The organism is uncultured Draconibacterium sp. (assembly GCF_913063105.1).
Lineage (GTDB): Bacteria > Bacteroidota > Bacteroidia > Bacteroidales > Prolixibacteraceae > Draconibacterium.
Map to the genome: position 1 here is coordinate 244,110 of NZ_CAJXYQ010000001.1, position 13,427 is coordinate 257,536.

Genomic DNA, 13,427 nt, shown 5'->3' on the forward strand with positions numbered 1-13,427 from the left:
CGGCACTTTTTGCTTACCTCTCAAAATTATTCAACCTGATTTTTTCCAACTGCAGCTCCTCAAATGGTTTGCCATCGCGCAGCTTTTCAGGGTAACCAACAGTTACTATGCTTAGTACTTTTATATTCTCCGGAATATTCAGCAAATCCTGAATGTATTTTTCTGACGAGACCGTTTCATCATGCATACGTTTTCGAATTTGTATCCAGCAGCTTCCCAAACCCAGCGACTGTGCTGTTAACTGTAACAGAATAGAGGCGATAGAACAATCTTCCACCCACACATCATTAAGGGTTTCGTTGGCGCAAACTACAATGGCGAGCGGTGCAGTTAAAAGCGGTGCAACACCATGAGGCTTACAATTTTTCAGCTGCTCAATCAGTTTTTTATCGTCAACAAAAACAAACTCCCAGGGATTAATATTTTTTGATGACGGCGAACGCAAGGCAGCTTCCTTAAGTAATTCTATTTTTTCGGGTTCTACTTTTTGATGCATGTATTTTCTGATGCTGCGTCGGTTTCTTAATATGTCGATCATTATTTGTATTGGTTAATGATATGCTTAAAGATATAAATTTCAGACCTTCATAATACCAACAATCGGCTGCTCTTGAACACCAGTGCCCTTAATAGTGGCTCAAAATATTTCCAAAAAAAAATGACACCTCAAATCGAGATGCCATTTTCAATAGTATTTTCTTCAATCTTTATAAGTCTGCTGTCTCATCTCCATTAACCAAACCGCTTCGTTTTAACAAGGCATCAACAGATGGTTCTTGTCCGCGGAAACGTTTGTACAAAATCATTGGGTGCTCAGTGCCTCCTTTTTCAAGGATATTTTTACGGAAAGAAGCAGCCACTTCTTTATTAAACAATCCTTTTTCTTTAAACACGCTAAATGCATCGGCATCAAGTACCTCGGCCCACTTGTAACCGTAATACCCTGCAGCATAACCACCGGCAAACAAGTGCCCGAATTGAGTACTCATACAAACACCGTCGATTGCCGGGAAGATCTGAGTTTTCTTCCATGCGTTTTCTTCAAAATCTTTCACTTTCCCTTCGTAAGCCGATTCGAGTGTATGCCAGGCCATATCCAAATAACCAAAGCTCAACTGGCGAACTGATAGGTAACCGGCCAGGTAGTTTTGGGAAGCAATAATTTTCTGAACCAATTCGGCCGGAATTGGCTCACCGGTTTCGTAATGTTTGGCAAAACGATCCAGAAATTCTTTTTCCACCGCCCAGTTTTCCATTATTTGCGAAGGCAGCTCAACAAAATCGCGGTACACATTGGTACCCGACAAACTTGAATAGGTTGACTTTGCCAGCATTCCGTGCAGCGCATGGCCAAACTCGTGCATAAAAGTCTCTACCTCGTTAAAGGTAAGCAAGGCTGGTTTGGTTTCTGTTGGGCGGGTAAAATTCATTACAATGGTTACGTGCGGACGCGAATCAACACCATTTTCCATCCATTGTCCTTTAAAATCATTCATCCAGGCACCACCTCGTTTGCCTGCGCGTGGATGAAAATCGGTGTAAAATACCGAAAGGAAAGTACCATCGGCATCAAAAACTTCATAGGCTGTAACCTCGTCGTTGTATACCGGGATATTTTTGTTTTCTTTAAAAGTAATGCCAAACAAATCGGTTGCCAGTCCAAAAACACCATCAACAACATGGCTTAATTCAAAATAAGGCTTAAGCATCTCGTCGTTTAAATCAAATTTTTCAACCTTTAGTTTTTCGCTGTAATAGCTCCAGTCCCAAGGCATCAAATCATCCTCAAATCCGTTTTTCCGGGCATACTCCAAAATCTCTGCTTTCTCTTTTAGTGCCACTTTATGCGATGCCTCGTACAAATCGTTAAGCAAACCATAAACTCCGTCGGCATTGGTTGCCATTCGGCGTTCCAACACATAGTCGGCATAGTTTTTATAGCCCAGTAATTTTGCTGTTTCGAGTCGCAGTTCCACAATTCGTTTTACTTTTTCCTGGTTGTCGAGCTCGTTATTTTTAAACGATTTCGATCCGTAGGCCAGGTAAAGTTCTTTCCTCAAATCACGATTATCAGCATATTTCATAAAAGGCAGGTAGCTTGGCATCGAGATGTCAAAAACCCAGCCCTCCAATTCTTTGGCTTTTGCCTTTCCGGCTGCAGCTTCCAGCGCTCCTTCGGGCAATCCGGCGAGCTTACTTTTATCGGCAATATACAATTCGTAGCCATTGGTTTCTTTTAATACATTCTCGCCAAAATCCAGACTTAGTTTTGATAGCTCGGTGCTGAAGGCACGAAATTTTTCTTTATCGCTATCCGATAAGTTGGCCCCCCGGCGAACAAAACCTATGTAGCTGTTTTCGAGCAAGGTTTCCTGCTCGGGTGTTAAGTTCAGTTCCGCCTTTTTATCGTAAACCGCTTTTACGCGTTCAAAAAGAACCGGATCTAAAGAAATATCGTTTTGAAAAGCAGTAAGCATTGGCGACACCCTTTGCGCAATTTCCTGCAATTCGTCGTTGGTTTCAGAACTTAAAAGGTTAAAAAAGATACCCGATGTGCGCCCCAGTAAACGAGCAACCTGATCTAAAGCAACAACGGTATTTTCAAATGTTGGTGCATCGGTGTTGTTTTTTATCTTTTCAACATCAGCTTTTCCTTGTTTAATGCCTTCTTCAAAAGCCGGCAAAAAATGATCGTTTTCAATTTTATCGAAAGGTGCCGCATTGTGCGGCGTATTAAATTCGCCCAAAAGCGGATTTGTTTGTGCTACTGCCATTCCTACACTCATAAATAAGATTAATGCTACAAAGTAAATACTCTTCATTTTATCACAATTTTATATTACTCTGAATAGTCTTCAGAAAATCAAAAAGATTACAAAAGAAGAGTGCTTATTGTTTAAAAAGAATGATTTATTTCATAAGCAAACTGCATGAAAACAGCTGGAAAACCTTAGTCTTCCACATTTTCTAAACCATAAAGATTTCAAGTGGATTAATCGCAAACAACAATACTTCTTGAAAAATCAGTAAAGCCTTCTTATTTTTTCCCTGATTTTTTCTTTTTTTCGACCGACCAGCCAAACTTGCCTACTTTTTTGCCCATGCCAAAATAATGGCCATGACTGTAAACCAACGGGTTAGCCTTTGAAAAACTAAAAGCCTGTTCTTCATTCATATAATTATCATCAACCGAAACACTTACCACATCTGACACAAACATGTGATGCGTACCGAGCTCAACAATATCTTTAACCCGGCACTCAATATTTACGGGCGACTCCTCGATTATTGGTGCTTTTACCAGTTTTGCCGGTGCCGGAGTAAGGTTCATTTCCTTCCACTTGTTGTATTTTCGTCCCGACCGACAGCCACACCAATCGGTTGCCCTGGCTAACTTTTCGGTAGTAAGGTTAATCACATATTCTCCGGTTCGCTTTATTATGTCGTACGAATGTCGTCCCGGCCTAACCGATATGTAACACATTGGAGGATCGCTGTTTATCGTACCTGTCCAGGCTATGGTTATAATATTATATTCTTCAGGATTTTCACCACAGCTTACCATTACTGCTGGTAAAGGATAAATTATTGTTCCGGGTTTCCAGTACGTTCTTGCCATTTCATTTAATTTTTCGAGTTCATTTTCAAAGATAAAAAATACCGAATGATTCCAAAGCCAATAATCATTATCGCCAATCTGCTATCGCGCACAACAGCCAATTGCTATTGAGCGGGAATATACAAATCGTTACATCAATCGTTACTCTGAACCGTGTTTTTACCAAGCATAAAAAAATCCGACCTTAAGACTGGTCGGATTTTCTATCGTATTTATTTTACTTGAATTAATCTTCCGGGTCTTTCCAGTCGCCGTTTTCACGAATAAGCTGCTCAAGTTCTTCCACGGCATTTTCGTAGGAAATATGACGTTTAACGGGTTTTAATCCTTTGTAAAGGTTTACTTTGTTATTGCCGGCACCAACAAAACCATAGTCAACGTCGCCCATTTCGCCCGGGCCATTTACTACGCAGCCCATAATTCCAATTTTTAAATGGTCGAGGTGTTTGAAGTGTGCTTTAACGGCGCGCGTGGTTTCGTGCAAATCAAAAAGTGTTCGTCCACAACCCGGGCACGAAATAAATTCGGTTTTGGTAACGCGCATCCTGCTAGCCTGAAGAACGGCAAAACTAAGGTCTTTTAATTCGGTAAACGTAATGTTTTCATTGTCGTTTGATAAGCATACTCCGTCGCCATAACCGTCAATCAGCAAGCCGCCAAGATCGGCACTGGCAGCAATCTGCAGATCCTCGAGTCGACTTTTATCGTAACGGCGGTAAAGAATAACCGGTACTTTCCAGATATGTGTTTCAAGCGACATAAAGAAAGCACGCAATTCTGCCATTGGGTTGGCATTATAACTCTCCAGAATCAGTACGGTTTTTCGTGTCTGTTTCAGTTTCATTATAATCTCGGGGTGCATATCCATAAAGCGGTCAAACTCTGCTTTGTTTGTACGGATAAACTTCATTCGGCCCCAACGGGTACTTTCAAAAAGGTATTCTTCAAGAGTAATTACGGGGTATTCCTCCCCTTCTATATCCAAAATTTTATTTCCCGAGAGGAAGTAGTCAGGAATTAATTTCCCTCGAATTGGTATCATTTCACGCAGGCTTCTGTCGCCCAGGTCGGCAATAACCACAGGTAATTGCTTACCTCCCATGTTTAGCACCGGGCGTGTATCGCGCCGTTCGTATTCAAACGGATTGGTTTGGGCAATCATAGGAGCCGAAATGGGCTCGTGATTTTGGTACCCTTTAAAATGATTTACCAATTTTAACGCTACGGGAATTTCATTTATTGGGCGCTCGGTTAACGAAATACGAATTGTATCGCCAATACCATCACCAAGCAAGGCTCCCACTCCAACAGCCGATTTAATACGTCCGTCTTCGCCTTCTCCGGCTTCGGTAACACCTAAATGAACCGGGAATTTCATGTCTTCAAGACGCATTTTAAAGTTTAACAAACGAACGGTGTATACCATTACCCGTGTGTTGCTCGACTTTATAGAAACAACCACATTGTTAAAATCTTCTTTTTTGCAAATTCGCAAAAATTCCATCACCGATTCGGCTATTCCTGCCGGCGTATCGCCATAGCGGCTCATTACCCTATCAGAAAGGGAACCATGATTGGCGCCGATACGAAGGGCTGTTTTTGTTTCTTTCAGCATTTTCACAAACGGAACAAACTGTTTTTCAATAACTACCAGTTCACGCTTGTATTCTTCGTCGGTGTATATTTTGTTTTTAAACTGCGCACGTTTGTCGTAAAAGTTACCTGGATTAATCCGCACCTTTGAAACATACTGAGCAGCAACTTCTGCCAATTTTGGATTAAAATGAATATCGGCAATCAGCGGTGTATTGTATCCGCGCTCAACCAATTCCTTTTTAATATTTTTCAGATTTTCTGCATCTGACATACCTTTTACCGTAACCCTAACGTAGTCGGCACCAGCCTTTACCACGCGGATCACCTGCTCTACGGTAGCCTCTGTATCCGTTGAGTTGGTATCGGTCATCGTTTGAATTCGGATTGGATGCTTACTGCCAACCGGAACACCTCCTATGTTCACCTCGGTGGTTTCTTGTCGTTGGTAGCGGGTTAAATCTTTAATATAATTGAAATTACGATCCTTCATCAAATAATCTGTTAAGCTGAAATGCAAATTTAAAGTAATGCCGCTAAAATAAAAAGAATAGTCTATTTTTGTTTTGCATTCTTTACTATGATTGTTGAAACACGGAATATAACTAAATTGTTTGGAAAGCAGAAAGCACTCGACTCGATAAGCTTTACTGTAAACAAAGGTGAACTGGTGGGTTTTTTAGGGCCAAATGGTGCCGGAAAATCTACCACTATGAAAATTATAACCGGATATTTGCCGCAAGACCACGGCAATATTTTAATTAACGGAGAAACAGTATCGGCCCAAAGCCTCGACTATAAACGTCAGATTGGCTACCTGCCCGAGCACAATCCTTTATACACTGATCTTTACGTAAAAGAGTTTCTGGAAATTACAGCCGGATTTTACCGCCTAAACAATACCAGGCAGCGTATTGCCGAGATGATTGAGTTAACCGGACTTGGCATTGAACAGCATAAAAAAATACGGGCACTATCAAAAGGTTACCGGCAAAGGGTTGGCCTGGCTCAGGCCCTGCTTCACGATCCTTCGATTTTAATTTTAGATGAACCCACAACTGGCCTCGACCCGAACCAGCTGGAAGAAATACGTACACTAATACGAGAAATCAGCAAGCAAAAAACGGTCATTCTTTCGTCGCATATTATGCAGGAGGTGGAGGCAGTTTGCAACCGTGTAATAATAATTAACAAAGGCAAAATTGTTGCCGATGGCGACATCCCGGAGATAAAAGCCGGAAACATGTTGCAAAACCAGGTAGTTATTGCCGGTTTTAAAGAAACAGTTTCTAAAGACCAACTTTTATCAATTAATGGAACAAACAGGGTAACCCCGATTGATGCTGGTTGGGAAATTGAAGCGGAGAATGATGCAGATATCCGACAAGCCATATTTCATTTTGCCGTTGAAAACAAACTCACGCTACTTACCCTTTTTGAAAAACAGCAAAACCTCGAGAGCGTTTTCCACCAACTTACCCGTAATCAGACCTGAGAATTTTAGTAATGAGTAGTGAGACAAAACCTGCGCTTTCAGTTGTACTCCCCTTTTTTAATGCTGAAAAAACATTAAAAGCAGCGACAAAGAGCATTTTGGATCAAACTTTTTGGGATTTTGAATTACTGCTGATCAATAATAACTCCACCGATGAAAGTCTGCAAATTGCCCAAACACTCTCCAAAGCCGATCGGCGCATTCATATTTTAAACGAAAGTAAAGCTGGTGTAGCCAATGCCATGAACTGCGGACTAAAAAATGCCCGTGCCCCATTCATTGCCCGCATGGATGCCGACGATGTGGCTTACCCAAAAAAACTGGAAAAACAATATAATTACCTTAAAGCAAATCCTACTATCGATTTTATCGGCAGCGAAGTTGAATATGTTCCATACATATCAGAAAATAAAGGCTTCCGGCGATTTGTAGATTGGGCAAACTCGTTTCACACGTCTGAAGAAATTGCGTTGAAACAGTTTATTGAGATTCCGGTAATTAACCCGACCATCTTTTTTCGACGCGAATTATTTGAAAAATATGGGGGCTGCCGCGATGGCAATTTCCCGGAAGATTATGAAATGCAACTGCGCTACCTAAGCAAGGGTATCAAAATGGCAAAACTCACCGAAAAACAGCTGGAGTGGCACGACTACTCCACCCGGCTTACCCGCACCGATAAGCGTTATTCCACCGAAGCTTTTTTTCAAACCAAAGCCTTCTATTTTAAAAAATGGTCAGAGCAACACAATCGCTTTCACCCCAACATATGGGTTTGGGGAGCCGGGCGAAAAACCCGCCAGCGAAGTGCTAACCTTGTAAAACACGGGCTTAATATTGCGGGTTATATCGATATAAAAAAAACAAAACCCGATGCCATTTTCTACAAAGACCTCCCTCAACCCGGTAAGTTTTTTATTGTATCGATGGTAAGTAATACAGGAGCCGGCGAAAAAATCAAAGAGTTTCTTCTGCATCAAAACTACCGCGAAGGAAAAGACTTTATTTTAATGGGCTAAGATCAACTACCGCCTTCTTATTAAGAACAATTTTAAACAAGTTCTTTTTTATTCAAAATAAACCTATTACATTTGCCGGCGCTACGTGGAAAGATTTGAGATTGATTGCAACCACATGAAAAAAATGCTAAAGCAATCGTGCTTTTTTTTCTATTCAATCCATATCCCGCAGCTAAAAATTTAATATTGATTTAGAGCAATTTATTTGCCGGGCAAATACATTGTTCAGCTAAAAATTTTAATGGGATGAATTATTTATTTACAAGTGAATCGGTTTCAGAAGGCCACCCCGATAAGGTAGCCGACCAGATTTCGGATGCCCTGCTGGATCAGATACTGGCTTTTGACGCCAACTCGAAAGTGGCTATTGAAACCCTGGTTACCACCGGGCAGGTAGTTGTTGCAGGAGAAGTAAAATCGCAGGCTTATGTTGATGTGCAGGAAATAACCAGAAACGTTATTAATAAAATTGGCTATACCAAAGCTGCTTATCGTTTTGACGGCGATTCGTGCGGGGTATTAACCGCCATACACGAACAAAGCGACGATATTAACCGTGGAGTTGACCGCGAGGAAAAAACCGAGCAAGGCGCCGGCGACCAGGGAATGATGTTTGGATATGCCTGTAAAGATACCGAGAATTTTATGCCGTTAACACTCGATTTATCGCATAAAATATTGCAGGAACTGGCCGACATTCGACGTGAAGGAAAAGAAATGACGTACTTACGTCCTGATTCAAAATCGCAGGTTACTGTTGAATACAACGCTGCTAACGAACCCGTAAAAGTGCACACCATTGTTGTTTCAACCCAACACGACGAGTTTGATGCTGACGAACCTATGTTGGCAAAAATTAAGGAGGATGTAATCAATATTCTGATTCCGCGTGTAAAAGCAAAGCTATCAGCAAATGTTCAGGCTTTGTTTGGTAACGATATTATTTACCACGTTAATCCAACAGGAAAATTTGTTATAGGTGGCCCACATGGCGATACCGGCTTAACCGGCCGTAAAATTATTGTAGACACCTATGGTGGCCGCGGCGCACACGGCGGTGGAGCTTTTTCGGGTAAAGACCCCTCAAAAGTTGACCGCTCGGCAGCGTATGCATCGCGCCATATTGCCAAAAATTTGGTAGCTGCCGGTGTTGCCGACGAAATTTTGGTTCAACTGGCTTATGCCATTGGTGTTGCCGAACCGGTTGGTGTTTTTGTGAATACCTACAACCGTGCAAACGTTGATTTAACAGATGGCGAAATCGCTCAGAAAGTTAAAGCAATCTTCAACCTTCGTCCGGCAGCAATTGAAGAGCGTTTAAAATTACGCAACCCGATTTACCTTGATTCGGCTGCTTACGGACACATGGGCCGCGAACCAAAAACTGTAACACGTACTTTTGAATCGCCTTATAATGGGAAAGTGACCAAAGAACTGGAACTTTTTACCTGGGAAAAACTCGATTTTGTTGATGAGATTAAAACGTCTTTCGGACTGTAATTCCGAGGGGTTGTATTAATATACGCCAAAAGGACGGCAATACTTGCCGTCCTTTTTTTATGCGATTTAATGAAGAGAAGTTGCAGTTTAAAAAAAAGGTATTATATTTGCACCCGCGTTCACAAAGACATTTCAACAGAAATAAAGATATATTGCGGGATGGAGCAGTTGGTAGCTCGTTGGGCTCATAACCCAAAGGTCGTCGGTTCAAGTCCGGCTCCCGCTACTTTTAAAAACGATAAAAGCCTTTAGGTCAATGACTTAAAGGCTTTTTTGTTTTATCTTGGGACACATTTGAGACACGCTGTCCAATTACATTAATTATTTCATTTCCTTCTCCACCTGCTCAATCAGCTTCGAAGGCACAATGCCCAATGATTTGCTTATACGAAATATAGTAGTGAGGGTTGGTTGTCTTAAACCTCTTTCAAGTAGAGAAATGTAAGTTCGGTCCAGGTCGCATAGCTCTGCAAGCTTCTCTTGCGATAGCTTCTTCTTCTCCCGCTCAGCTCTTAATACCTTGGCAAATGCTTCTACGACCATGCTGCTGACTTTAGTCAGCGTAAAAGTCCAACAAATTCAAACCTCAATCCACGGACTATAGTCTGAATTTTTTATATTTGAATAGGTAAACCACAAAAGTATCACCAAATTCATTTTTATGGCAAATATAATTTTTTGGCTTTTAGCTGTTGGAAATGGCATCTGGACCTTACAGTGGATTTTTAGTCGACATAATGGTATTGGGCATAAAACGATGTTCGTTCCGATACTACTATTATGGCTTGTTTTCTTCTATCTTTTTAAAAGACCTGAACTTTCAAGGTACCATATTCTTTGGATTGTACCTGTAGTTATTGTCGCTGAACTTTTAGTATCTTTTGTCGTATTAAGGATTTTTAGACGAGTATCAAGAAAAAAGGATCTTGAGAAGTTGAATCGGAGGAAAAATGAACTATGATGTACAAAGTTCGAGAATTGGATCATTTAATACTTAAACCGGACCCAATAATTTATGGTGATAGAGCGTATGAAATCTGCGTAAATGTAATAGATGAATCAATAGAGGAAAATCCAGTTCAATTGGCTTCCGTTTACTGGCTTCAAAAACTAAGAATGTGGGGCAAAGAAGTATTAAATCCACTTGGCTATCTCATGCTTCTCATTTATAACCAAGAAACATCGGAAAGTCTGGGTTTTCGTATGACTGAACAGGATGATATGGAAAAAATGGTTCTTCACCTGTCTGAGAACTCGGCAGGGGTAACTAATCAATTCCTGTTTCCCAGCAACCAAGGTCTTGAAATGGAAGAAATGATGGAAGAAAAAGAAAGGGTAGCCTCAGAGGTATTAACAGCAAAGAACGAAGATGAATTAAGGTTAGTACTTATTGGGGATCTGTTATATCATGCTATGGTGAATAATATTGAAGATTGGCCTCCTCAGTCAATAATGATCTGAAAATTAACCATACTTTAATTCTTTGAAAGATACTTATGGAGTTTAATTTTTATTGGAATGGCAGGGATTGGTACCCCAAAAGGACAGACTTTAGGGATGGAAGTGGAGTTATTGAGTACGAAGATGGTTCAATAATCATCTTGGAAAGTCAATTTGCTTACAATGGCAAAACGCAGCTTCTTTATTGTTGGTGCAGTTTAGGCCCCTTTTCTTTAAATTGATGATGCACGAAATTTTTTCCTAATAAAATCGTTTAGTGGCATCATGATTAAAGTGTACAAACTTGCAGGTGGGTATAACATTGACTTACCTGAAAATGCAAAATACATAACGTCCGTTGCCGGTGAGTAGTGTACACAACTGCTACCGGATTGTACATTGCTGTGTGCAGTAATGTAACAGACCTGTCAGAAAAGCTATACGGCACACCAAGCCTTGATTTACAGGCAAATGCAGACTATCAGTTAAGAGTAAATCATATTCAGCTTGTACAGTTAGTTACCAGTTTATCTACAGTTGATGCAAAATTGTATACAACTGATGCTAAAATAGGTTAAAACCATAAATATAGGCAATTGGGTTGTACTAATAATTAGTAGATAGAGCGTGTGTAAGGGTCATTATATCAGTGTGTTGTGGTAGTGGTGGTGAGTTTGTGTAAGCTATTAGTTAATGCCTTCTTATTTTGCATAGTTTACAACCCAGACACCTGTATTGACAGGGGTTTCAGCATGGGTAACGAACAGCTTAACAACAACATATCAGCACTTGTTACCACTCGCCCATGTAAAGTGAACGATAATGTTGATTTCGTTTTGATCCATCGCGATGTTCAAAGGTGCGTTATTGAAACAACTGCCGGTTGTTATGCAGGGTTTTATATTTACGGTTCAAACGATCTTCATACCTGGCAGCTAATGGGTGGTAATGATAAGAAAACATAGAATGTGGTTGATTTTGTGTTACAGCCTCCCCATTTAAAAAGGATGTTCCTGGTTTCTAACCAGTAATTCCTGCAATAGCAAATTTTTCTTTACTGATAAGTTCGTTTTGGTTGAATAAAGAAGGCTGACTGTTAAGTTTGTGAATCATTCTCCTTGTGTTGTGAATTTTGTTAAAGTATTCATTCCGTATTGAGTGATGAATTTCTTGGATCTGTTTTTCATGGGGGGCATCTTTCCATTTATCCGATAAACGTCGCATTAATTCGCGGTATACATTCGGGGCATTATCCATATAGTAATTTATACCTGTAGTACAAAGAAATTTACTATCGTCTTTTTGCATAGAAATATCTAATCCTGTTACTACACATTTCTTAATTTGAGGATTATCTTGTTGTACATTATTGTCACTATATAACAAGGGGTCAATTTGAGACTTTTCTGGATGGTTGTCATTCTGGTCAATTTGACACAAAGTGAGATTTTCTTTATAAGAGTTTGTTTTGGTCAATTTGACACACTTTTCAATATTGTGAGATTTATTCTTTGCATTAACCAATAGTGTGTTGCTCTCAATTTCAATTTGCTGTCTTACCAGTTTTTGTTTCTTATCAGCTCCCGTTTTTGCTAATAAATTTTTAAACTTCCTCATTCTCCGATAATAACTTGTCTTTTCAGCTCTATATCGTTTATCGCTTGCGCCACCTTCAAAATCAGAAGTCCTGGGTAAATGAGCATCCCAATAGCTGCTGTTATGCCCATTAGCGAACAGCAACTGCTCCTTAACTGTCAATCCCTCTGGTTTTGAACTAATATCGCCCATCAATATCTCATCAAAGACACGGAACAATTCTTCTTGTAGTCTTTCGAGTTTTTTCGGATTTAGTATATCTGAAAGATATTTGATGCCCATTGCATTTATCTTTTCCATTTTAATATACTTCACTTCAAATCGTAACACCTGATAGTCAAGACCATGTTGTAATCCTTTATCGTAAACTTTTATATAGTATTGACCATGACAACATTCCATATATTTCATGTTTCGTTCTTCCCTATAGGTGAACTTTTTACTTTTATGGAATATAATTGAATTGAGAATGCTCCCTGAACCAATTCCTATTTTTAGATTTACCCCAAATTCTATGTTTTTAAGTTTTGCGTGCTGTGTTAATATTGACAACTTATCTGCCAATTCATAAAGGGCCAAGTGAATACTTGAAAGCCCGAAACTATCATAGTTGTGAATACCTTGATTGAACATCTTGTGAATGCTTCCTTTTACCTCAATGATACTTCCTTTATCAGTAAGAGTAAGCCCTTTGTATCTGGCAATCGGAAACTTCTGTGTTTTAACTTCACCTGAACAAACACTCACCTTTGCAGGCAACTCAAAATCTATTAATTGATTAGCTCTTACCGCATCAAGGTTTTCGGACAATATGGCTTTGATACCATCTATCACTTACGACGATATTTTATTGATTGTCCAGAAGCTAACAATGCATCAATTTCATCCTTCCGAAATAACACTCGACCACTAATACGATGAGGATTCAGTATGCGTTTTCGTACATTTGTGTGCAAAGTCGGTAACGAAATTCTAAGTTTTTTTGCTACTTCCTTACGGGTTAAATACTCGACATCATCCTTTGGAGGATCATAGTTATCTAAAACTTTTTGGAATGCAGCTTCCAGATGCGCTTCAAATTCCTCTTCTGTAAGTGGTATTATAATTCCTTTCATATTGATTTATTTGAGAGTAAAAGTAAATGGTGAGAGATAAAGAATTTGAG

13 protein-coding genes and 1 tRNA gene are annotated in these 13,427 nt (G+C 39.9%); 7 read left to right on the forward strand and 7 right to left on the reverse strand.

Features of this window, described 5'->3' with window-relative positions; genetic code table 11:
• Positions 1-13 precede the first annotated feature (13 nt).
• The 4 genes from QZ574_RS00840 to ispG form a co-directional block, all read right to left on the reverse strand.
• Positions 14-538, reverse strand: coding sequence for a nitroreductase family protein (locus QZ574_RS00840; RefSeq protein ID WP_297085756.1), 525 nt, complete (start codon positions 536-538; stop codon positions 14-16).
• Between the two features lie 169 nt (positions 539-707).
• Complete coding sequence (locus QZ574_RS00845) at positions 708-2,822, reverse strand: M3 family metallopeptidase (RefSeq protein WP_297085759.1); 2,115 nt, start codon at positions 2,820-2,822, stop codon at positions 708-710.
• 215 nt (positions 2,823-3,037) lie between these two features.
• Positions 3,038-3,619, reverse strand: coding sequence for a flavin reductase family protein (locus QZ574_RS00850; RefSeq protein WP_297085762.1), 582 nt, complete (start codon positions 3,617-3,619; stop codon positions 3,038-3,040).
• 226 nt (positions 3,620-3,845) lie between these two features.
• Positions 3,846-5,705, reverse strand: coding sequence for a (E)-4-hydroxy-3-methylbut-2-enyl-diphosphate synthase (gene ispG, locus QZ574_RS00855; protein WP_297085764.1), 1,860 nt, complete (start codon positions 5,703-5,705; stop codon positions 3,846-3,848).
• A gap of 87 nt (positions 5,706-5,792) precedes the next feature.
• Here ispG and gldA point away from each other — a divergent pair, with 87 nt between their 5' ends.
• From gldA to QZ574_RS00875, 4 genes are all read left to right on the forward strand, one after another.
• The gene (gene gldA, locus QZ574_RS00860) at positions 5,793-6,707 is read left to right on the forward strand and encodes a gliding motility-associated ABC transporter ATP-binding subunit GldA (protein ID WP_297085766.1); all 915 of its coding nucleotides are present in this window, start codon (positions 5,793-5,795) and stop codon (positions 6,705-6,707) included.
• Between the two features lie 11 nt (positions 6,708-6,718).
• Complete coding sequence (locus tag QZ574_RS00865) at positions 6,719-7,726, forward strand: glycosyltransferase family 2 protein (RefSeq protein WP_297085768.1); 1,008 nt, start codon at positions 6,719-6,721, stop codon at positions 7,724-7,726.
• 246 nt (positions 7,727-7,972) lie between these two features.
• Complete coding sequence (metK, locus tag QZ574_RS00870) at positions 7,973-9,226, forward strand: methionine adenosyltransferase (protein WP_297085770.1); 1,254 nt, start codon at positions 7,973-7,975, stop codon at positions 9,224-9,226.
• A gap of 153 nt (positions 9,227-9,379) precedes the next feature.
• Positions 9,380-9,452 (forward strand) — tRNA-Met (locus QZ574_RS00875).
• A gap of 95 nt (positions 9,453-9,547) precedes the next feature.
• On the opposite strand, the gene QZ574_RS00880 is transcribed toward QZ574_RS00875, so the two are convergent.
• The gene (locus tag QZ574_RS00880) at positions 9,548-9,769 is read right to left on the reverse strand and encodes a helix-turn-helix transcriptional regulator (protein WP_297085771.1); all 222 of its coding nucleotides are present in this window, start codon (positions 9,767-9,769) and stop codon (positions 9,548-9,550) included.
• Between the two features lie 155 nt (positions 9,770-9,924).
• Here QZ574_RS00880 and QZ574_RS00885 point away from each other — a divergent pair, with 155 nt between their 5' ends.
• The 3 genes from QZ574_RS00885 (at position 9,925) to QZ574_RS00895 (ending at position 11,631) form a co-directional block, all read left to right on the forward strand.
• Positions 9,925-10,080, forward strand: a complete 156-nt coding sequence (locus QZ574_RS00885; RefSeq protein ID WP_297085773.1) for a hypothetical protein — start codon at positions 9,925-9,927, stop codon at positions 10,078-10,080.
• 103 nt (positions 10,081-10,183) lie between these two features.
• Entirely contained in the window at positions 10,184-10,687 is a 504-nt protein-coding gene (locus QZ574_RS00890) for a hypothetical protein (RefSeq protein ID WP_297085775.1), read from the forward strand.
• A gap of 731 nt (positions 10,688-11,418) precedes the next feature.
• A complete protein-coding gene (locus QZ574_RS00895; protein WP_297085777.1) occupies positions 11,419-11,631 on the forward strand; it encodes a hypothetical protein in 213 nt (70 codons plus the stop codon).
• Between the two features lie 55 nt (positions 11,632-11,686).
• Here the strand turns inward: QZ574_RS00895 and QZ574_RS00900 are convergent, their stop codons facing one another.
• Both QZ574_RS00900 and QZ574_RS00905 read right to left on the reverse strand, forming a co-directional pair.
• Positions 11,687-13,096 carry a hypothetical protein gene (locus tag QZ574_RS00900; protein WP_297085779.1) on the reverse strand — a complete coding sequence of 470 codons (1,410 nt, stop codon included), beginning with the start codon at positions 13,094-13,096 and terminating at the stop codon, positions 11,687-11,689.
• Positions 13,093-13,377, reverse strand: coding sequence for a helix-turn-helix domain-containing protein (locus QZ574_RS00905; protein ID WP_297085782.1), 285 nt, complete (start codon positions 13,375-13,377; stop codon positions 13,093-13,095). Before QZ574_RS00905 ends, QZ574_RS00900 begins: the two co-directional genes overlap by 4 nt.
• Between the last annotated feature and the right edge of the window lie 50 nt (positions 13,378-13,427).